This window comes from Gemmatimonadaceae bacterium, from assembly GCA_040882285.1.
GTDB lineage: Bacteria > Gemmatimonadota > Gemmatimonadetes > Gemmatimonadales > Gemmatimonadaceae > JACDCY01.
Map to the genome: position 1 here is coordinate 45,898 of JBBEBQ010000020.1, position 19,366 is coordinate 65,263.

The 19,366-nt window shown below is 66.2% G+C and carries 16 protein-coding genes and 1 riboswitch; of the genes, 11 read left to right on the plus strand and 5 right to left on the minus strand.

Annotated elements, in window-relative coordinates; genetic code table 11:
• The first annotated feature begins 16 nt into the window (after positions 1 to 16).
• Genes WEA80_11305 through WEA80_11315 form a run of 3 tightly spaced genes read left to right on the plus strand, consistent with a single transcriptional unit; the run spans position 17 to position 2,411 of the window.
• Complete coding sequence (locus WEA80_11305) at positions 17 to 1,309, plus strand: aminotransferase class V-fold PLP-dependent enzyme (GenBank protein MEX1187166.1); 1,293 nt, start codon at positions 17 to 19, stop codon at positions 1,307 to 1,309.
• The gene (locus WEA80_11310; protein ID MEX1187167.1) at positions 1,306 to 2,055 is read left to right on the plus strand and encodes a TerC family protein; all 750 of its coding nucleotides are present in this window, start codon (positions 1,306 to 1,308) and stop codon (positions 2,053 to 2,055) included. The genes WEA80_11305 and WEA80_11310 overlap by 4 nt, the downstream gene beginning before the upstream one ends.
• Positions 2,052 to 2,411: a sulfite exporter TauE/SafE family protein gene (locus WEA80_11315; GenBank protein MEX1187168.1), complete on the plus strand. Its 360-nt coding sequence runs from the start codon at positions 2,052 to 2,054 to the stop codon at positions 2,409 to 2,411. Before WEA80_11310 ends, WEA80_11315 begins: the two co-directional genes overlap by 4 nt.
• A gap of 216 nt (positions 2,412 to 2,627) precedes the next feature.
• On the opposite strand, the gene WEA80_11320 is transcribed toward WEA80_11315, so the two are convergent.
• Positions 2,628 to 3,845: an MFS transporter gene (locus WEA80_11320; GenBank protein MEX1187169.1), complete on the minus strand. Its 1,218-nt coding sequence runs from the start codon at positions 3,843 to 3,845 to the stop codon at positions 2,628 to 2,630.
• Between the two features lie 207 nt (positions 3,846 to 4,052).
• On the opposite strand from WEA80_11320, the gene WEA80_11325 reads away from it, so the two are divergent.
• A complete protein-coding gene (locus WEA80_11325) occupies positions 4,053 to 5,333 on the plus strand; it encodes a VWA domain-containing protein (GenBank protein MEX1187170.1) in 1,281 nt (426 codons plus the stop codon).
• A 12-nt stretch (positions 5,334 to 5,345) separates the two neighbouring features.
• Here the strand turns inward: WEA80_11325 and WEA80_11330 are convergent, their stop codons facing one another.
• Positions 5,346 to 6,719: a citrate synthase gene (locus tag WEA80_11330; GenBank protein ID MEX1187171.1), complete on the minus strand. Its 1,374-nt coding sequence runs from the start codon at positions 6,717 to 6,719 to the stop codon at positions 5,346 to 5,348.
• A gap of 125 nt (positions 6,720 to 6,844) precedes the next feature.
• Here WEA80_11330 and WEA80_11335 point away from each other — a divergent pair, with 125 nt between their 5' ends.
• From WEA80_11335 to WEA80_11350, 4 genes are all read left to right on the plus strand, one after another.
• A complete protein-coding gene (locus tag WEA80_11335) occupies positions 6,845 to 9,094 on the plus strand; it encodes a prolyl oligopeptidase family serine peptidase (GenBank protein ID MEX1187172.1) in 2,250 nt (749 codons plus the stop codon).
• Between the two features lie 6 nt (positions 9,095 to 9,100).
• Entirely contained in the window at positions 9,101 to 9,679 is a 579-nt protein-coding gene (locus tag WEA80_11340) for a YggT family protein (GenBank protein MEX1187173.1), read from the plus strand.
• Positions 9,680 to 9,765: 86 nt separating this feature from the next.
• Positions 9,766 to 10,740, plus strand: coding sequence for a hypothetical protein (locus WEA80_11345; protein MEX1187174.1), 975 nt, complete (start codon positions 9,766 to 9,768; stop codon positions 10,738 to 10,740).
• Between the two features lie 64 nt (positions 10,741 to 10,804).
• On the plus strand, positions 10,805 to 11,044 hold the full coding sequence (locus WEA80_11350; protein MEX1187175.1) for a hypothetical protein: 240 nt from the start codon (positions 10,805 to 10,807) through the stop codon (positions 11,042 to 11,044).
• A 12-nt stretch (positions 11,045 to 11,056) separates the two neighbouring features.
• Here the strand turns inward: WEA80_11350 and WEA80_11355 are convergent, their stop codons facing one another.
• The 3 genes from WEA80_11355 to WEA80_11365 all read right to left on the minus strand — a co-directional run bounded on the left by WEA80_11355 (position 11,057) and on the right by WEA80_11365 (position 13,148).
• Complete coding sequence (locus tag WEA80_11355) at positions 11,057 to 12,658, minus strand: serine hydrolase domain-containing protein (GenBank protein MEX1187176.1); 1,602 nt, start codon at positions 12,656 to 12,658, stop codon at positions 11,057 to 11,059.
• A 99-nt stretch (positions 12,659 to 12,757) separates the two neighbouring features.
• Entirely contained in the window at positions 12,758 to 12,910 is a 153-nt protein-coding gene (locus tag WEA80_11360) for a hypothetical protein (protein ID MEX1187177.1), read from the minus strand.
• A gap of 7 nt (positions 12,911 to 12,917) precedes the next feature.
• A complete protein-coding gene (locus WEA80_11365) occupies positions 12,918 to 13,148 on the minus strand; it encodes a PspC domain-containing protein (GenBank protein MEX1187178.1) in 231 nt (76 codons plus the stop codon).
• Between the two features lie 210 nt (positions 13,149 to 13,358).
• Between WEA80_11365 and WEA80_11370 the strand changes: the two genes are divergently transcribed.
• The 3 genes from WEA80_11370 to WEA80_11380 all read left to right on the plus strand — a co-directional run bounded on the left by WEA80_11370 (position 13,359) and on the right by WEA80_11380 (position 19,359).
• A complete protein-coding gene (locus WEA80_11370) occupies positions 13,359 to 13,721 on the plus strand; it encodes a hypothetical protein (protein ID MEX1187179.1) in 363 nt (120 codons plus the stop codon).
• A gap of 102 nt (positions 13,722 to 13,823) precedes the next feature.
• Positions 13,824 to 13,897: riboswitch (SAM riboswitch) on the plus strand.
• A gap of 37 nt (positions 13,898 to 13,934) precedes the next feature.
• Complete coding sequence (gene metH / locus WEA80_11375; protein ID MEX1187180.1) at positions 13,935 to 17,471, plus strand: methionine synthase; 3,537 nt, start codon at positions 13,935 to 13,937, stop codon at positions 17,469 to 17,471.
• Positions 17,464 to 19,359 carry a bifunctional homocysteine S-methyltransferase/methylenetetrahydrofolate reductase gene (locus WEA80_11380; GenBank protein ID MEX1187181.1) on the plus strand — a complete coding sequence of 632 codons (1,896 nt, stop codon included), beginning with the start codon at positions 17,464 to 17,466 and terminating at the stop codon, positions 19,357 to 19,359. The genes metH and WEA80_11380 overlap by 8 nt, the downstream gene beginning before the upstream one ends.
• The last annotated feature ends 7 nt before the right edge of the window (positions 19,360 to 19,366 follow it).

Sequence of the window (19,366 nt, forward strand, 5' to 3'; positions counted from 1 at the left end):
CAGCCAAGAGCTCCCCATGTCCTCCCGCCGTGACTTCCTCTCGAGACTCGCAGTAGCCGGAGTTGCCGCGCCGCTGTTCCGGGAGGACGCCATTCGCAAGCTGTTGCGCGCCGAGGAAGTGGCCGGCGGCCGCCTTCCCTCCGCCGTCGCCGACGACGAAGCGTACTGGGCGGAGATCCAGCGCGCTTTCGACGCCGACCGAACGATGATCAACCTCAACAACGGCGGCGTCAGCCCTACGCCCAGTCACGTGCTCGAGGCGATGATCCGCGACCTCCGCTTCAGCAACGAGCTGCCGGTGGAGCACATGTGGCGCGTGCTCGAGCCCCGCATCGAGAGCGTGCGGCGGGATCTCGCGCGCGACTTCGGCTGCGACCCCGAGGAGATGGCGATCACGCGCAACGCGTCCGAAGCGCTGGAGACGATGATCTTCGGCATCCACCTCGAGCCCGGCGACGAAGTCCTGCTGACAAATCAGAACTACGGCCGCATGATCACGAGCTGGGAGCAGCGCGCCCGGCGCGAGGGAATCGTCGTGCGGCAGATATCCTTCGACGTTCCGCCGCCGTCGATGTCCTACCTGGTGCGGCAGTTCGAGAAGGCGATCACACCGCGCACGCGCGTCATCGAGGTCACGCACATCACCAACCTCACCGGGCAGATCATGCCGGTGCGCGAGCTCGTCGAGCTCGCGCGGCCGCGCGGAATAGAAGTCTTCGTCGACGGCGCGCACGCCTACGCCCACTTTCCGTTCAAGCGCGACGACCTCGGCTGCGACTACTACGGCACGAGCCTGCACAAATGGCTGCTCGCTCCGATAGGAACCGGCTTCCTGTACGTCAAAAAGGAAAAGCAGCGCGGGCTCTGGCCGCTGATGGCGGCCGGCCCGGAGCTGGACGACAACGTCAGGAAGTACGAGGAGATCGGCACGCACCCCGCGGCCAATCACAACGCGATCTCGGCCGCGCTGGCGTTCCATCGCGGGATCGGCGCCGAGCGCAAGGCTGCGCGGCTGCGGCTGCTGCGCGACCGCTGGGCGAAGCGCCTGGCCGCGGCGAGCGACCGCGTCCACGTCCTCACGCACCTCGACGACCGCAACTCGGGCGCGATCGCGCTCTTCAACGTCGACGGAATTGAGAGCGGCGCGTTGGGGAGCTGGCTGATGGCGAAGCACCGCATCGTCACCACGCCGATCGCGCACAAGGAGTACAACGGGCTGCGCATCACCCCGAACGTGTACACCACGCTCGACGAAGTCGACACCTTCGCCGACAAGGTCCTGATCGCAATCAACAGAGGAATCTCGTGATCGGGCTGCTAACCGATCCCCATGCATGGCTGGCTTTCGCGACGCTGCTCGCGCTCGAGGTAGTGCTCGGGATAGACAACGTCGTCTTCATCGCGATTCTGGCCGGGAAGCTCCCGGCCAATCAGCAGGCGAAGGCGAGGCAGCTCGGCCTCGGGCTCGCGGCGATCACGCGCGTCATGCTGCTGTTCATGCTGGCGTGGATGATCAAGCTGACGGCCCCGCTGTTCGCGGTGCTCGGCCAGGAGATCTCGGGGCGGGATCTGATCCTGATACTCGGGGGCCTTTTTTTGATCGCGAAGAGCACGCACGAGGTGCACGACAAGCTCGAGGGAGAGGTGGGCCGCGTCTCCGCGAAGGTGGCGGCGAACTTCGTGAGCGTCATCGGTCAGATCCTGCTGCTCGACCTCGTGTTCTCGCTGGACTCGATCATTACTGCCGTCGGGTTGGTCGACGAGCTCGCGATCATGGTGGCGGCGGTCCTCGCTGCCGTGGGAGTGATGATCGCGTTCTCTGGGGTCATCTCCCGCTTCGTCGATAGGCACCCGACCATCAAGATGCTCGCGTTGAGCTTCCTGATGCTCATCGGCGTGAGTCTGGTCGCCGAAGGACTCGAGTTCCACCTGCCGAAGGGAATGATCTACTTCGCCATGGGCTTCTCGCTCTTCGTGGAGATGCTCAATCTGCGAATCCGCGGCAAGGCCGCTCCGGTGCACCTACGCGACCCATATCACGAGGCGGCGAAATGACCGTGTTCCTTTTTCTGGTGATCGGAGTGCTCGCCGGCGTACTGTCGGGGATGTTCGGGATCGGCGGCGGGATAGTGATCGTGCCCGCGCTGCTGCTCATCGCCAAGATGACTCCGCTGACGGCGACGGGAACCTCGCTCGGCGCGCTGCTGCTGCCGGTCGGCGCGCTGGGGGCGTGGGAGTACTACCGCAACGGGAACATCGACATCAGGGCGTCGCTGCTGGTCGCGCTGGGACTGTTCGCCGGCGCGTGGTTCGGGGCGAAGCTGGCGCACACGATGGGGGACGCGACGTTGAAGCGGGCGTTCGCCGTTTTTCTGGTCGTCGTCGCGGGGAGGATATGGTGGACGGCGTAGCGGAGTCCTGGTGACCCGCCGAGGGAATCCAGGCCGTTAGCAGTGAGCTATTAGCCATCAGCAATCAGCAACTGCGATTGGGACGTTCCCGGGATTTCGGGGCAAACGCATCGACACGTCCAATATGTCAGTTGCCTGAGAGCTGACAGCTAACAGCTCAAAGCTCCACGGCCTGGATTCCCCCTGGAATATTCCTGGAGCTAAAACGGTCCCGGGCTAGAGTGTCCTCAACTCCGGGTGCTTCCAGAAAGTCCATAACGCAAACAGCAGCATCACCGCCCCACCGGCCGCCAGTGTCCACTCGATCCCCACCGCCCGCGCCATCGCTCCTCCCGCGAACGACCCGATCGGCGCGAACCCGACGTACACCACGACGTACGCCGCCATGACCCTGCCCCGCAGCTCGTCGGGCACGATCGCCTGCAGGATCCCGTTCGCGAGCGCCGTCTGGAGAATCATCGAAAGTCCGGCCAACAGCACCACGAACCCGGCGACCGGCGCTTGCCTCGTCGCCGAGAGCGCGAGAATCATCAACGGGAAAGCAACCGACGCCATCGCGAACAGCCGGCCCCGTCGGACGCGTCCACCGACCGCCGCCAGAAACAGCGCGCCCGAAAGCGCGCCGATCCCCGTCACGCTCATGAGCAGCCCGTAGCCGCTCGCGCCCAGCCCGAGCGCTTCGCGCGCGAACACCGGCATCAGCGTGAGATACGGCACGCCGAAGATAGAGAATACCGACACCATCCGCATCACGACGATGATCTCCGTCGTGTTGAACATGTACGCGATCCCTTCCCTGAGTCCCGCCATCGGCGATGGGCGACCGACCGGACGCACGTACGGCGGCAGCCGCAGCATGAACAGCCCCGCCAGCACCGCCGAGAAGCTGAGCGCGTTCAGCCCGAAAGCCCACGCGAGCCCGGCACTCGCGATCACCGCCGCAGCGATGGACGGGCCGAGGATTCGCGCGAGGTTGAAAGCGCTCGTGTTCAGCGCGATCGCGTCCATCAGGTCGTCGCGCACCACGAGCTCGATGAGCAGCGCCTGGCGCGCCGGGATCTCGAAGGCGCTCACGATCCCGGCAAAAGTCGCGAGCGCGAGCAGCCACGGGATCGTGATAGTGCCGGTCAGCACGAACCACCAGAGCAGCGCCGCCTCGAGCGCGAGCAGCCCCTGACCTATCATCACCAGCCTGCGCTTGTCGTACCTGTCCGCGATCACGCCGCCGTACAGGGAGAACACGAGCACCGGGAACGACCCGGCCGCGCTCACCACGCCGACGATGAACGCGTCGTTGGACAGCTCCAGCGCGAGCCATCCCTGGGCCACGATCTGCACCCAGCTGCCGGTGAGCGAGACGGCCTGCCCGATCCAGAAAATCCTGAAATTCCGATGTGCTTTGAGAGCGCGGAACGGATTGAGGGATCGGGGCACGGGCGGAGTATACTCAGCTTTTGCCGCTCCTGGTTAGGGCAACCGGAATCCAAGAGGTGAGATGCCAGGAGTGAGATGACAGATCGCCAGATGAAGATCATCTCCCGTCTGACTTCTGTCGTCTGGCATCTCACCTCTTGGATTCCGCCAGTCTCTCGCAAGGGCTTTCCACCTGCATCCACCGCCGGCCCACCCGTATTATTGGATATGAGGTTTCACACGTATTCGAAGTTCAGTGCCGACCTCGCCGACGCTGTCGACCTCGAGGCCCTGCTCGACAAGCTGGCCGATTTCCTCCTTCAATCCGGCTTTGCCGGCGGGCCCGCGCAGCATCCGTATTGGGGCGACATCGGCGAGGACGCCGACCGCTCGCTCGGCGCGCTCAAGGAAGCGATCCTCAACGCGCTGCTGAAGGGCGGGCAGTTCACGCCCGAGATGCTCCAGGCGCTGCGCGGCGAAGGCGACGAGGAATCGCAGGCCAACCTCGCGAAGCTGCTCGACGAGCTGGTCCAGCGGCTGGCGGCGGAGGGCTACATCGCCGTTGAAGCGCCGCCGCAGATGCCGTCCGGTCACCAGCCGGTGGTCGGCAAGGGCAGCCTGTCGCACGCCGCCGCGAATTCGGTGCAGTTCAACCTTACCGACAAGGGGATCGACTTCCTCGGCTACAAGACGCTCCGCTCGATACTCGGCTCGCTGGGAAAGTCGAGCTTTGGCAGCCACGACACGCAGTACCTCGCGACGGGAGTCGAGGCCGACGGCTGGACCAAGGAGTACGAGTTCGGCGACACGCTGAACCTCGACGTCAACGAGACCCTCCTGCGCGCGCTCGGCCGCACGGGCTCGCTCGACATCCCGCTGGATCTGGATTACCGCGACCTGATGGTGCGGCAGGCCGAGTACAGGTCGTCGTGCGCCACGGTGCTGATGCTGGACACGTCGCACTCGATGATCCTGTACGGCGAGGACAGGTTCACGCCGGCCAAGAAAGTCGCGCTCGCACTCACGCACCTGATCCGGACGCAGTTCGCCGGCGACACGCTCCGGGTCGTGCTGTTTCACGATTCGGCCGAGGAGATCCCGCTGGCGAAGCTGGCCGAGGCGCAGGTCGGGCCGTACCACACCAACACCGCCGAAGGGCTCAAGCTCGCGCGCCGCATACTCATGGCGCAGAAGAAGGACATGCGGCAGATCGTCATGATCACCGACGGCAAGCCGAGCGCGCTGACGATGCCGAACGGGCAGATCTACAAGAACTCGATGGGCCTCGACGCGACGGTGATCGCCGAGACCCTGCGCGAGGTCGCGAACTGCCGGCGCTCGGGGATCATGATCAACACCTTCATGCTGGCGCGCGACCGGGCGCTGGTCGAGTTCGTCAAGCGCGTGTCGGAGATCAGCCTCGGCAAGGCTTACTTCACCAACACGATGACGCTCGGTCAGTTCATCCTGATGGACTTCCTCAAGAAGAAAACCCGCAAGGTTTCGTAGTTCGGCGAGTTTCTACTGCCGCAGCGCGTCCTTCTTGGCGCTGCGGTGCCCGCCCTTGGCCGGCGTGAGCTTCGTCTTGTACTCGCGCTCGCCGGGCCCGGTGTAGATCTGCCGCGGGCGCGCGATCTTCTGCTCCTTGTCGAGCAGCATCTCCTCCCACTGCGCCAGCCACCCCGCCGTTCGCGCGATCGCGAACAGAACCGTGAAGAACTCGGCCGGGAACGACATCGAGCGATAGATCAGCCCGGTGTAGAAATCCACGTTCGGGTACAGCTTGCGCGAGACGAAGTAGTCGTCCGACAGCGCGATCCGCTCCAGCTCGAGCGCGATCTCCAGGTCCTTGTCCACGCCGACGACCTTGAACACGTCGTCCGCGAGCTGCTTCACGATCCGCGCGCGCGGGTCGTAGCTCTTGTACACCCGGTGGCCGAAGCCCATGAGGCGCTGGCCCTTGCCGCCCTTCACTCCCTCGATGAACTCGGGGACGTTCTTCGGATGCCCGATCTCGCCGATCATCCGGAGCACGGCCTCGTTCGCGCCGCCGTGCAGCGGACCGAACAACGCGGCGATGCCGGCCGAGATCGCCGAGAACGGGTCCACGTGCGACGAGCCCACCGCGCGGACCGCGCTGGTGGAGCAATTCTGCTCGTGATCCGCGTGCAGGATGAACAGGATCTCGAGCGCCTTCACGAAAACCGGGTCCGCCTCGTACTTTGTCTCGCTCATCCGCGCGACCATGGACAGGAAGTTCTCGACGTACGAGAGATCGTTGTCCGGATACACGAACGGGAGGCCCTTGACGTGGCGGTACGAGAAAGCCGCGATCGTCGGGACCTTGGCCAGCAGGCGGATGATCGAGATGTCGCGGTGCTCGGCGTCGAAGATGTTGCGCGAATCCGGATAGAACGAGGCCAGCGCCGCGACCGCGCTGTTGAGCATCGCCATCGGGTGCGCGTCGTAGCGGAACCCCTCGAGAAACTTCCGGATGTTCTCGTGCACGTACGTGTGGTACGTGATGTCGTGTTCGAACTCGTCGTACTCCTTCTGGTCCGGCAGCTCCCCGTGGCGCAGCAGCCACGCGACCTCCAGGAAATTCGCCCGCTCGGCCAGCTGCTCGATCGGGTAACCGCGGTAGCGCAGAATTCCCCTGTCGCCGTCGATGTAGGTGATCGAGCTCCGGCACGCCGCGGTGTTCAGGAACGCCGGGTCGTAGCTCATGAGGCCGCCCCCGTCGGGGTCGCCGCTGGGGATCTTCTTCAGGTCCGTCGCGCGGATCGCGCCGTCGGTGATCGGAAGCGTGTGCTTCTCGCCGGATCTCGTGTCGGTGACGTCGAGCGTCGCGGCCGAGGCTTTCGGGGGGGCTTCTATCGTCGCAGACTTTGCCATGGTCGTTCCCATGAGATAGTTGGAGGTGTCCGTGACACCTCCCCGAAATCTAGCCGGGGTCCCGTACCGGAGCGGAACTCCGCGGGCGTACATTGATTAGAAGTGCGACTCCTTCACTCCCGATAATGCGCATCCCGAATCGTCCCCTGCTAATCCTGGCCCTGCTGCTCGTCGCCACCCGGCTGGCGGGCGCCCAGTCGCCGGCCCTCTCGTACCCGGCCGCCCCGCAGGCCGATCAGACCGACCTCCTGCACGGGGTCGCCGTAGCCGATCCGTATCGCTGGCTGGAGGACACCGATTCGCCGGTGACCCGGGCGTGGATCGTGGCGGAGAACGCGCTCACCTTCGGCTGGCTGGCGGCGATTCCCGAGCGGCCGCGCATCGCCGCGCGCCTCACCGAGCTGTGGAACTTCGCCCGGTACGGAGTCCCGTTCAAGCAGGGCGGCCGCTACTTCTGGTTCGAGAACAGCGGGCTGCAGAATCAGAGCGTGCTGTACACCCAACAGGGCCGCGGCGGCAGAGCCCGGGTTTTGCTCGACCCCAACACCCTGTCGGCCGACGGTACCGTCGCGCTGACCTCGACCGAGCCGTCCGAGAGCGGCCGGCTGCTCGCGTACGGCATCGCTCGCAGCGGGTCGGACTGGAACGAGATCCGAGTGCGGGACGTGGAGTCCGCGCGCGACCTCGCCGACACGGTGCGCTGGGTGAAGTTCTCCGGGATCTCGTGGACCAGGGACAACCGCGGCTTCTTCTACTCGCGATACGACGAGCCGGCCGGCGGGAACGCGCTGCAGAGCGTCAACAAGTTCCAGAAGATCTACTACCATCGGATCGGCACGAGCCAGTCGGCTGACGAACTGGTCTACGACCGCCCCGACCAGCCCGACTGGCGCCTCAACGGCGAGGTATCCGATGATGGTCAATACCTGATCATCTACGCGAGCGAAGGCACCGACACGCGCAACCGGCTGTACTTCAAGGACCTCGCGAGCCCGGGCCGCCCGCTGGTGAACGCGCCCGTCGTGCGGCTGATCGACAGGCTCGAAGCTTCGTACGACTTCGTGGGAAACAACGGCACCGAGTTCATCCTGCGAACGAACAGGAACGCTCCGCGCGAGCGACTCATCGCCGTAGACATCGACAATCCGCGGGAGGAGAACTGGCGCACGCTCATCCCGGAGTCGAGGGACCTTCTCCAGACCGCGGCGTTCGTCGGTGACCGGCTGGTGGCGCGCTATCTCCAGGACGCGCGGGCCTCGATTCGCTTTTATGTGCCGCCGGCGGAGATTCTGCGCGGAGGAACGGGCCGGCCCCAAGGTCCGGGAGGGACTCGCCGCGCGGGCGCCCCGGCCACTATTTCCCGCACGCGCGTCGGCAGTTACCGGTTCGAGCGCGAGCTGGAGCTCCCCGGACCGGGCATGGTCAGCTTCAGCGGAGACCGCGGTGACCGGGAGATGTTCTACTCCTTCACCTCGTACCTCTATCCCACGACCGTCTTCCGGTACGACGTGCGGTCGGGCGTAAGCGAGATCTTCCGCGAAGCGCGCGTGGACTTCGATCCGTCACTGTACGAGACGAAGCAGGTGTTCTACGAGAGCAAGGACGGGACGCGCGTCCCGATGTTCATCACCGCGCGCAAGGGCATCGCGCTCGACGGAAACAACCCCACGCTGCTGCACGGCTACGGCGGATTCAACATCCCGCAGACGCCCTCGTTCTCCATCGGCAATCTGCTCTGGCTCGAGATGGGCGGCGTGTACGCGGTCGCGAACATCCGCGGGGGCGGCGAGTACGGCCGCGAGTGGCACGATGCCGGCAAGCTCGCGAACAAGCAGAACGTGTTCGACGATTTCATCGCGGCCGCGGAATACCTGCAGCGCGAGCGGTACACTTCGCCGGCGAAGCTCGCGATATCCGGCGGATCCAACGGCGGGCTCCTCGTCGGCGCGGTCCTCAATCAGCGGCCCGAGCTGTTCGGCGCCGCCTTGCCGGCCGTGGGCGTGATGGACATGCTCCGCTTCCACAAGTTCACGATCGGCTGGGCGTGGACCTCGGACTACGGGTCGCCGGACGATGCGGAGCAGTTCCGCGTGCTGTACGCGTACTCCCCGCTGCACAACATCCGGCGGGGCGCGCGCTATCCCGCGACGCTGATCACGACGGCGGACCACGACGACCGCGTCGTCCCCGGCCACTCCTTCAAGTACGCGGCCGCGCTGCAGGCGGCACAGGGCGGGCCGGCTCCGATCCTGATCCGGATCGAGACCAAGGCGGGGCACGGCGCCGGGAAGCCGACCTCCAAGCAGATCGAAGAGGCCGCGGACCGGTTCGCGTTTCTCGTGCGATCGCTCGGCATGACTCCCCGGTTCGAGTAGCCGCGCTTGCCCGCTATCGATTCGATCCTCGGAGCCGTCCGCGTCGCGACGCTGTTCGTAGTGGCGGTGTTCGCCGTCATCTGCGTCGTGGACTGGGCCGTCCGCACGAAGCGGATCAACGCGTTCAACCCGATCGCGCGCTACTTCCGCTCGACCATCGATCCTTTCATCGCTCCCATCGAGCGCCGAGTCGTGCGCGCGGGCGGGTCGCCCGCCGTAGCGCCCTGGTGGGCGCTGGTCGCGGCGGTCGTCGGGGCGATTCTGCTCCTCAGCCTGCTCGGCTTCGTCCGGAACCAGGTGCTGTTCGCCGCGCTCGCCGCGAACCAGGGCGCCGCCGGCGTCTTCCGCCTGCTGGTCGTCTGGACGTTCGCGATTCTCCGGCTCGCGCTCATCGTCCGGGTGATCAGCTCCTGGCTGCCGGTCAACCCGTATTCCCCGTGGCTCAGGTGGTCGTACCTGCTGAGCGAGCCGATCCTGCGGCCGCTGCGCCAGATAGTCCCGACCCTCGGAATGATCGACATCACCCCGATCCTCGCGTATTTCCTCCTCGGCTTTCTCGCGCGCATCCTCGTCAGCGCCCTTTAGCCGGAACCGCCTTGTCCGCGCCCGTGTATCCTGAACAAACTGCAATACCGGCTCGTTGGTTTTCCCACCCGCTTGAGGTGCAGGCCATGCGTCGAAGTTTTCTCGTCGGATTCCTTGCGGGCGCGGCGTTGGTCGCGAGCGCCGCTGATGCGCAGCAGTTCACTCCGCAGGTTCGCCAGCCCGCGTTTCCCGCCGGAACGGGACCGCGCGTCCTGATAGACGCGGGACATTTCAACGAGGACCGCGCGGAGCTCGCGCCCCTCGTCGAACTGCTGAACAGGGACGGCTTCCGCGTCTCCTTCCACGAATCGACGTGGACGCCGACGGCGCTCAGCCAGGCAGACCTCGTCATCATCGCGAGTCCACTCGGCGCGGCACGCGCCAGCATGCAGTCCGCGGGCGCGGACTTCGCGTGGACCGACCAGGCGCGGCGCGACGCGTTCAGTACCGAAGAAGTCAACGCGATCACCCGCTGGGTCCGCGCGGGCGGGAACCTGCTGCTGCTGCTCGACGAAGCGCCGGTGCCGGCGGCGACGCGCACGCTGGCGGAGGCGCTCGGCGTCGAAGTCCGCAACACGCGGACGTGGGACGCCGGCCAGAGACCCGCCGGGTACACGTATCCGCCCGATGATCTCAGCGGCAGCTACATCATGTTCACGCGCGAGCGCAAGACGATCGGCAAGCACGCGATACTGGACGGCAGGAACCGGGACGAGAAGGTCGATCGCGTTGCGACGTATCTCGGCAGCTCGTTGACGGGACCGTTCGACGGCTCCGTGCTGCTCGCGCTCTCACCGGACGCGTTCGATTACTGGAAGGACGCGCCGGAGCGTGGCAGCGCCGAGCATCGCGTGCCGGCGGTCGGACGCGCGCAGGCCGTGGCCTTCAAGCTGGATCAGGGCCGTGTGGTGGTGGTATCGGAGTCGGGCGCGTTCCAGGTGCCGGCCGGCGGCGCGGAAGATCCGGACAATGCGCTCGGCAAGGGACTCGCGTTCAAGGGGGCGCAGAACCAGCAGTTCGTGCTGAACACCCTGCGCTGGCTGGCCCGGGTACTCCCTTAGACCGTCGCGGTTTCGGGCCTCTGGCACACCGTTCGCGGTCCTGGCGTTCAGGGGGAGCTCAGCAATGTCCGAACGCAGGAAGACGCACAATGGCCGAGACCTCTCCGGCCACTTCAGGGTGAAACAGGTGGACGTCGAAGATCTGAAGGCGGATCGCGACGGCGTGGATTTCATCGAGGATGACGTGCGGCTGGGCGGCGCGGTCGCGGACACCGGACCGAACGCGGGTCAGCGCGGCGTGCGGATCCACGAGCTGATCAAGAAGGATCACGGGAAGAAGAAGCGGCCGACGAAGGGTAAATAAGGCGCGAGCACGTTACGGACGTGCTACGCATGCCGGGCCCGGCTCCAGAGCGGCTTCGCGCGCGAGCGGCGTGACTTGCAGGTATTGCACTTTCGCCGGCTCGGTCGGAGCGAGGGTGATCGAGATTTGTAGATCGCCGTCTCGACAGCGCATTCGCCAGCGGCCCCGCAGCGCGTTCGCCACCACGAACGGACCTTCATTCCGGCATTCATCTCCAGCGGTACTCCGAAGTCGCTCGATCGCCGCCCGCCTCCGATCCTTCGGCTCGTCCAGATACAGATTCATCGCCGCAAGGCTGTCGGCGAGCGCATCACTCCACCGCGCGACGAGACGCGACACCTGTTCGCGTCTCTCCAACAGAACCGGCGCCGGTTGCGGAACGCGCGGCACGAGTCCGCCGGTTCGCTGCAGAATCTCGAGCGCCTGCGTGCTCACCGGAGTCCAGCCGGTGTAGGTGAGATTGCCGAGGGCGACTATCCCGACGCCGTACTCGGGAAGCCAGCGCATGAGCGAGCCGAAGCCCGGCAGCCCGCCGGTGTGCGAGACCGACGCCAAGAAGAGACACGTCTGCTGCACACGCAGTCCGTAGCCGTAGCCGTTGGCCGCCAGCGAGATGTTCCCCGTGCTGTCGGTGCTCGCCGACGCGCCGATGTAGCGCGTGACCTGCTGCATCTCCCGGCGGGAAGCACGGCTCAGCGGACCGCTGTCGGGGTCGTCACGCGGCGGCCACGCGTCCAGCATGAAGCCCACCCAGCGGCCGAGGTCGGAGATGGAGGTGAGCATGCCGCCCATCGGGCCGAACGCGCCGTCGGGGAGCTGCGGCTCCTCGAGCCACTCGCCGTCGCGCAGGCGATACCCGTGCGCGAGGCGGTGCGGGGGCACGCTACGCGCTTCAAGCGTCGTGACGTTCATTCCGAGCGGCAGTAGGATGCGCTCGCGAACGTAGCGCGCGTACGGCATGCCGGACACGTTCGCCACGACGCGGCCGAGAATCGCGAAGCCGAAGTTCGAGTACTCGTACGCGGTGCCGGGCGCGGTCGAGAACGGAATGCCGCTTCGTATCATCGCGGCCATCTCGTCGTCCGTCGCCGCGAGCTGCTGATCGCCCCACGGGTTGTCCTCGGGGAACCCCTCGGAGTGCGACAGCAGATGGCGAATGGTGATCCTCGGCGAGTCGCCCGTGGGATAGCGCAGGCCCGCAAGCTCGGGGACGTATTCCTCCGCGGGATCGTCGAGCGCGAGCTTGCCCGCGTCACGCAGCTGCAGGATCGCGACAGCGGCAAAGCTCTTGGACATCGACGCGATGCGGAACACCGTCGCCGAATCGACTCCCGCGCGCGCATCGGCGTCGCGAAACCCGGCGGTCGCCCAGTGCGCCAGCTGTCCGTCCACCACGATCCCGTACGCGATGCCCGGAACGCGCGCGCGCTGCGCGAAGCTATACACCAGGCTGTCGATCGCGGGATAGGCGGTGGCAAGCTTCGCCGCGCGGTCGGGATCGGTGAACACTGCCGCGGGAGCGATGCTGCTCGGTCGCGCTTCCTGCGCATGCAGCATGACAGGAGCAATGGCCAGCGTACCCCCGGCCGCGAGAAGATACGTGCGCATACTCATCGGTGGTCCTCGACGCATGGGAGTCGATTCGGGTGCCCTACGCCCGACGGTGGCGGATGAACCGGGAACTTTGGAGCTCGCTGATACTTCCGAGATCGACTAGCCCCGTCGCTTGAAGAACTGCAGGGCGCGCTCATGCTTCTGCGTCGCCGCGCGCGTGGCGAAAGTGCCGAGGTTCCTGCGCTTCCCGGTTTTCGGATCCTTCTTGCGCGAGTACAGCCGAAATCGGCCGTCTTTGAGCTTTCGGATCATCGGTAGTTCACTGTTCCCGGAACTCATCGAGATCAAAGTCAAGGTCCTCGGCGGATGGCATTATCCACCACAGGCTCACGTACACCAGGACGCCGGGAAATGCGGCCGAGATCACCGAGAGGAATACGTACAGAGCCCGGACCGCGGTCACTTCCCAGCCGAAAAACTCCGCAATGCCGCCGCAGACTCCGGCGATCACGCGATCATTTGACCGCTTCAGGCGGCGTGAGTTGCTCATATCGAGTCTCTCGGCGTCACGTTCTTGGCTGCGGAATGGTACCCCAACGATTTCATCGACGATTGCGCCTAACAAGATCTTTCGTGTCTTCGACTACGGCACCTACCTACTGTCTTTGACAGTGCGCCAAACATCTCGAGTGCTGCCGAGCAACGCACCGACGCCGTATCCGAGTAGAGCTCCGATCGCAGCGCCAGGAAGCGCCCCGCAATGAAGGCCACGACAGCGGTCGGCGCTGTCGTCGAGACCGTTGAGCTCATAGCCCGCGTACCCAAAGAACAGGGCTCCGGGAACGGCACCAACTACACCCCACCGCCGCGCCCGTGTGCCCTCGAACACTCGGAGACGAATTATCTGATTCTTCGCGACGGGGCCATTCCTCAAGTACAGGCTGTCCGGCCCGATTCGGATCAGCTTCCCGGAACGCTCGAGGCCAGCGGAAGTTTCAAGACGAACCACCTGACGTACTCTGATCTGCTCGGTCAAGTCGGTCGCGCTCTGCCCTGGAGCCACCTGAGCGTCGGCAGCCGGGATCCCAGCCAGAAGCATCAAGCCGAGCAAAAGTCTCGATAGCTTCATGCATTCCACCTTGGAGGGTTGCCGTCCGATATCTTGCTCAGCGGATTCTTGCTCCCGAGCCGCCTCGCTACTATAGTTGTAGAGCAGCACGACATTTCGAAAGCCCGTGGCGATTTCAGGCAAATTGCGGCCACGTTAAACAACCGCTAAAGCGCCACGCCCGGCGCACTTAGCGCCCGGGCTTTTTTCATTTTTGAGACCATGCGAGTGCCAGACATAAAGCTCCCGTACCTCGAAGCCCTCGACCGCCGCGTCCTCGTGTACGACGGCGCGATGGGGACCAACATCCAGCGCCACAACCTGACCGCCGATGACTTCGGCGGGAAGGAGCTGGAGGGGTGCAACGACTACCTGATCCTCAAGCGCCCGGACGTCATCCAGGGGATCCACGAGTCGTTCCTCGCGGTCGGCTGCGACGTCGTGGAGACGTGCACCTTCCAGTCGACACCCCGCCGGCTGGCGGAGTGGGGACTCGGCGACAAGGTGCGCGAGATCAACGTCGAAGGCGCGAAGCTCGCCCGCGCGGCGTGTGACAAGTTCGCCACGCCCGACCGTCCGCGGTTCGTCGCGGGCTCGATGGGCCCGACAGGCATGCTCCCGTCGAGCTCGGATCCGGCGCTGTCGCAAATCACCTTCGAAGAGCTGGCCGAGAATTACTACGAGCAGGCCAAGTACCTCGTCGAAGGCGGCGTGGACGTCCTGCTCATCGAGACTTCGCAAGACATCCTCGAGGTGAAGGCGGCGGTGACCGGCGTCGAGCGCCTGTTCGCGGAGCTCGGCAAACGCGTCGTCCTCCAGGTCCAGATCACGCTCGACACCAGCGGGCGCATGCTGCTCGGCACCGACATCGCCAGCGCGATGACGACGCTCGAAGCGCTGAACGTGGACGTCATCGGGCTCAACTGCTCCACGGGTCCGGAGCACATGCGCGAGCCGATCCGCTACCTCAGCGAGCACGCGACGCTGCCGATCTCGGTCATTCCCAACGCCGGCCTGCCGCTGAATACCGGAACCGGCGAGGCGATCTATCCGCTCGAGCCGGCGCCGATGGCGGAAGCGCTGTCCGAATTCGTGCGCGAGTTCGGCGTGCGCGTCGTCGGCGGCTGCTGCGGCACTACGCCCGAGCACCTCGAGAAGATCGTCGGCGCCGTGCGCGACGCGGAGAAGTCCGCAGTGCGGCCGGAGACGAACGGCAAGCGGCACGTGCCGCGCGTCAGCTCCGCGATGCGCGCGATCACGCTGCACCAGGACCCGCCGCCGCTGCTCGTGGGCGAGCGCGTGAACTCGCAGGGCTCGCGCAAGGTCAAGCGCCTGCTGCTCGCCGACGATTACGAAGGCATTCTCGACGTCGCGCGCGACCAGGTGGACTCGGGCGCGCACGTGCTCGACGTGTGCGTCGCGCTCACCGAGCGCGCGGACGAAGCCGAGCAGATGTCGAAGGTGGTCAAGCTGCTGTCCATGAGCGTCGAGACGCCGCTGGTGATCGACTCCACCGAAGCCGACGTCATCGCCGCCGCGCTGGAGCACGTCCCCGGCCGCGCGATCGTCAACTCCATCAACATGGAGAACGGCCGCAAGCGGATCGATTCGGTCGTGCCGCTCGTAAAGAAGCACGGAGCCGCGGTGATCGCGCTCACGATCGACGAGATCGGCATGGCCAAGACCAAAGAGCGGAAGCTCGAGGTCGCGAAGAAGATCTACGACATCGTAGTCGGCGAGTACGGCCTCGCGCCGGAAGATCTCATCTACGACGCGCTCACGTTCACGCTCGCCACCGGCGACGCGGAGTGGATCGACTCCGGGCACGAGACCATCGAAGGAATCCGCCTCATCAAGCGCGAGCTGCCGGGTGTCTCCACTATACTCGGCGTCTCCAACGTGTCCTTCGGGCTCACGGTCGAAGCGCGAGCCGTGCTCAACTCCGTCTTCCTGCACCACTGCGTGCAGGCGGGATTGGACGCGGCGATCGTGAACCCCGCGCACATCCATCCGTACGCGGAGATCTCGCAGGAAGAGCGCGCGCTGGCCGACGACCTCGTCTTCAACAAGCGGGAAGACGCTCTCCAGCGATTCATCGAATACTTCGCGGCGCTCGGCGGTGACGGCGCCACCGAGGCCGTCGAGAAGGAGGATCCCACCGCGGGCATGTCGGTGGACGAGCAAATCCACTGGATGATCGTGCACCGCAAGAAGGAAGGAATCGAAGCGCAGCTCGACGAAGCCGGAGTGCGCGAGAACCCCGTGCGGGTGCTCAATGAAGTGCTGCTCCCCGCGATGAAGGACGTCGGCGACAAGTTCGGCGCGGGCGAGCTCATCCTGCCCTTCGTGCTCCAGTCCGCTGAAGTCATGAAGAAAGCAGTCAAGCACCTCGAGCAGTTCCTGGAGAAGGCGGAAGGCTACACCAAGGGCAAGGTCGTGCTCGCGACCGTGTACGGCGACGTGCACGACATCGGCAAGTCGCTCGTCAACACGATCCTGTCGAACAACGGCTACACGGTGTTCGACCTCGGCAAGCAGGTTCCCGTCAACACGATCCTCGAGAAAGCGGAGGAGGTAGGCGCGGACGCGATCGGGCTGAGCGCGCTGCTCGTGTCCACGTCCAAGCAGATGCCGCTGTGCGTGAAGGAGCTCGACAAGCGCGGGATGAAGATCCCGGTGCTGATCGGCGGCGCCGCGATCAACCGCAGGTTCGGCCGCCGCGCGCTGTTCGTCGAGGGCGAGCGCGCGTTCGACGCGGGCGTCTTCTACTGCAAGGACGCGTTCGAGGGGCTGGAGACGATGGACGTCCTCCAGGACGGGAACAAGCGCGCGCAGTTCATCGCGAAGAACCTCGACGACGCGAAGAACGACGTGTTTCTGCGGACGACGGTCGGCAAGGACATCGCCGTGGGCGACGCCGCCGGCGCGCGCAGCGACGTCACGTCCGGCAATCCGGTGCCGCGCCCTCCGTTCTGGGGCACGCGCGTGCTGCGCGACATCCCGCTCGACGAAGTGTTCGAGCTGCTCGACCTGGACGAGCTGTACCGGCTGCAGTGGGGCGCGCGCGGATCGGGCGAGCAGTACAAGGCCACCGTGAAGAACGAATTCGAGCCGACGCTCGCGCGGCTCAAGGCCGACGCGGCCGCGCGCAAATGGCTGGAGCCGCGGGCGGTGTACGGCTATTTCCCGGTGCAGTCCGTGGGCAACGACATCATCGTGTACGATCCGGCCGCGTACCAGAGCGACGGCGGCTCGCTGCGCGAGATCGCGCGCTTCCACTTCCCGCGCATGGTCGGCCGCGAGCGGCTCTGCCTCGCGGATTATTTCCGCTCCAGCGAGAGCGGCGACGTGGACGTGGCCGCGCTTCAGATAGTGACGGTCGGCGATGCGGCGAGCCGCGAGTTCGACAGGTTGCAGTCGGCCAACGAATACTCCGAGGCGTACTACACGCACGGGCTCGGCGTCGAGACCGCCGAGGCCGTCGCGGAATGGATGCACCGGCGGATCCAGCACGAGCTCGGGCTCGACACCGGCAAGCGTTACTCCTGGGGCTACGGCGCGTGCCCGGACCTCGACGACCACGCCACGGTATTCAAGCTGCTCCCCGCTACTGAAGCGCTCGGGATGGGGCTGACGGAATCGTTCCAGCTGTTGCCCGAGCAGTCCACGGCCGCGATCATCGTGCACCACCCGGAGGCGAAGTACTACGCCGTGCGCGGCGCGGCCGACGCACCCGCCGGCGAGCCGGAGACCGCCGTTGTCTGACGACGCCAAGCTCGCCCGCCTGCTCGACCCGCTGCAGGTCGTCGTGTTCGACGGCGCGATGGGCACACAGCTGTACGCCAAGGGCGTGTTCATCAATCAGTGCTATGATGAGCTGAACCTGCGCGCGCCCGATCTCGTGCGCGCGGTGCACCGGTCATACGTGGACGCGGGCGCCGAAGTGATCGAGACCAATACGTTCGGCGCGAACCGGCTCAAGCTCTCGCAGTTCGGGCTCGGGGGGCAGGTCGCGGAGATCAACGAAGCCGCGGCGAAGCTCGCAGTCGAGGCCGGCGAAGGCGACGTCCTCGTCGCCGGCGCGGTCGGTCCGCTTGGCGTGCGGCTCGAGCCGTACGGACCGACCGGCATCGACGAGGCGCGCGCGGCGTTCGCCGAGCAGATGCGCGGGCTCGTCGCGGGCGGCGTGGATCTGTTTCTGCTCGAGACGTTCGCCGACGTGCACGAGATCGAGCAGGCCATGCTCGCCGCGCGCGAGGTGGACCGCGACATGCCCGTCATCGCGCAGATGACGATCGGGACCGACTGCCTGACGCCGTACGGCGTGAGCGCCGCGGACGTGGCGAAAGCGCTGGACGCGTTCGGCGCGGACATCATCGGGCTCAACTGCTCGGTCGGGCCGCAGGCGATTCTCGAGGCGATCGAGAAGATGGCGCCGGTCACGCGCCGCAAGCTGAGCGCGCAGCCGAACGCCGGCATGCCGCGCGAGGTCGGCGGGCGCAGCATGTACATGGCGAGCCCGGAGTACATGGCCACGTACGCGCTCCACCTGGTGCACGCCGGCGCGCGCATAGTGGGCGGCTGCTGCGGTACGACGCCCGAGCACATCGCCGCGATGGTCGAGGGGATCCGGCCGCTGTCGCCGCGCACGGCGATGGCGCCGTCGGTCGAGCGCCGCAAGCAGCGGCCGGACGCGCCCGAGGAAGCGCCCGGAGTCGAGCCGGTCCCGTTCGCCGAGCGGTCGAAGTTCGCGGGCAAGATCGCGCGCGGCGAGTTCGTGACGTCGGTCGAGATCGTGCCGCCACGCGGCGTCGACCCGTCGCGCATGCTCCGCGATTGCCGCTCCCTCAAGGACGCGGGAGTCGACGCCGTCAACGTCCCCGACGGCCCGCGCGCGCAGAGCCGGATGGGCGCGGTGCTCACGAGCCTGCTGATCGAGCAGCAGGTGGGAATCGAGACGGTGGTGCACTACTGCTGCCGCGACCGCAACCTGCTCGGCATGCTGAGCGACCTGCTCGGCGCCGCGGCGGTGGGGCTGCGCAACATTCTCATCATCACCGGCGACCCGCCGAAGATGGGGCCGTATCCGGACGCGACCGCGGTATTCGACGTCGACTCGATCGGCCTGACGAATCTCGTCGCGCGGCTCAATCGCGGGCTCGATCCAGGCGGCAACGCCATCGGCGCGCCCACGTCGTACGCGATCGGTGTCGGAGTGAATCCCGCGGCGCTCGACATCCCGCACGAGATCAAGCGGTTCGAGTGGAAGGTCGAGGCCGGCGCGGAGTACGCGATCACGCAGCCGGTGTTCGACGTGGACCAGCTCGAGAGCTTCATGCGGAAGATCGAGCACGTGAAAATCCCGATCATCGCCGGGATCTGGCCGCTGGTGTCGGTGCGGAACGCGGAGTTCCTGGCGAACGAGGTGCCGGGGGTGAGCGTGCCGGATCACATCATCGCGCGGATGCGGCGGGCGAACGACAAGTCGAAGGAAGCGGGAGTCGCCGAGGGGATCGCGATCGCGCGGGAGATGCTGGAGCGGGTAAGGCCGATCGTGCAGGGGGCGCAGGTGTCGGCGCCGTTTGGGAAGGTGGAGCTCGCGTTGGACGTATTCAAGGACAGCACCGCGGGAGCCGCGACCCTCCCAGCGTAAGGCTAGC

Bases quoted from the DNA above. Each gene is read 5' to 3' on its own strand.
- WEA80_11305 (MEX1187166.1), top strand. From the start codon at position 17: ATGTCCTCCCGCCGTGACTTCCTCTCGAGACTCGCAGTAGCCGGAGTT.
- WEA80_11315 (MEX1187168.1), top strand. From the start codon at position 2,052: ATGACCGTGTTCCTTTTTCTGGTGATCGGAGTGCTCGCCGGCGTACTG.
- WEA80_11325 (MEX1187170.1), top strand. From the start codon at position 4,053: ATGAGGTTTCACACGTATTCGAAGTTCAGTGCCGACCTCGCCGACGCT.
- WEA80_11330 (MEX1187171.1), bottom strand. From the start codon at position 6,719: ATGGCAAAGTCTGCGACGATAGAAGCCCCCCCGAAAGCCTCGGCCGCG.
- WEA80_11335 (MEX1187172.1), top strand. From the start codon at position 6,845: ATGCGCATCCCGAATCGTCCCCTGCTAATCCTGGCCCTGCTGCTCGTC.
- WEA80_11345 (MEX1187174.1), top strand. From the start codon at position 9,766: ATGCGTCGAAGTTTTCTCGTCGGATTCCTTGCGGGCGCGGCGTTGGTC.
- WEA80_11350 (MEX1187175.1), top strand. From the start codon at position 10,805: ATGTCCGAACGCAGGAAGACGCACAATGGCCGAGACCTCTCCGGCCAC.
- WEA80_11355 (MEX1187176.1), bottom strand. From the start codon at position 12,658: ATGAGTATGCGCACGTATCTTCTCGCGGCCGGGGGTACGCTGGCCATT.
- WEA80_11360 (MEX1187177.1), bottom strand. From the start codon at position 12,910: ATGATCCGAAAGCTCAAAGACGGCCGATTTCGGCTGTACTCGCGCAAG.
- WEA80_11365 (MEX1187178.1), bottom strand. From the start codon at position 13,148: ATGAGCAACTCACGCCGCCTGAAGCGGTCAAATGATCGCGTGATCGCC.
- WEA80_11370 (MEX1187179.1), top strand. From the start codon at position 13,359: ATGAAGGCCACGACAGCGGTCGGCGCTGTCGTCGAGACCGTTGAGCTC.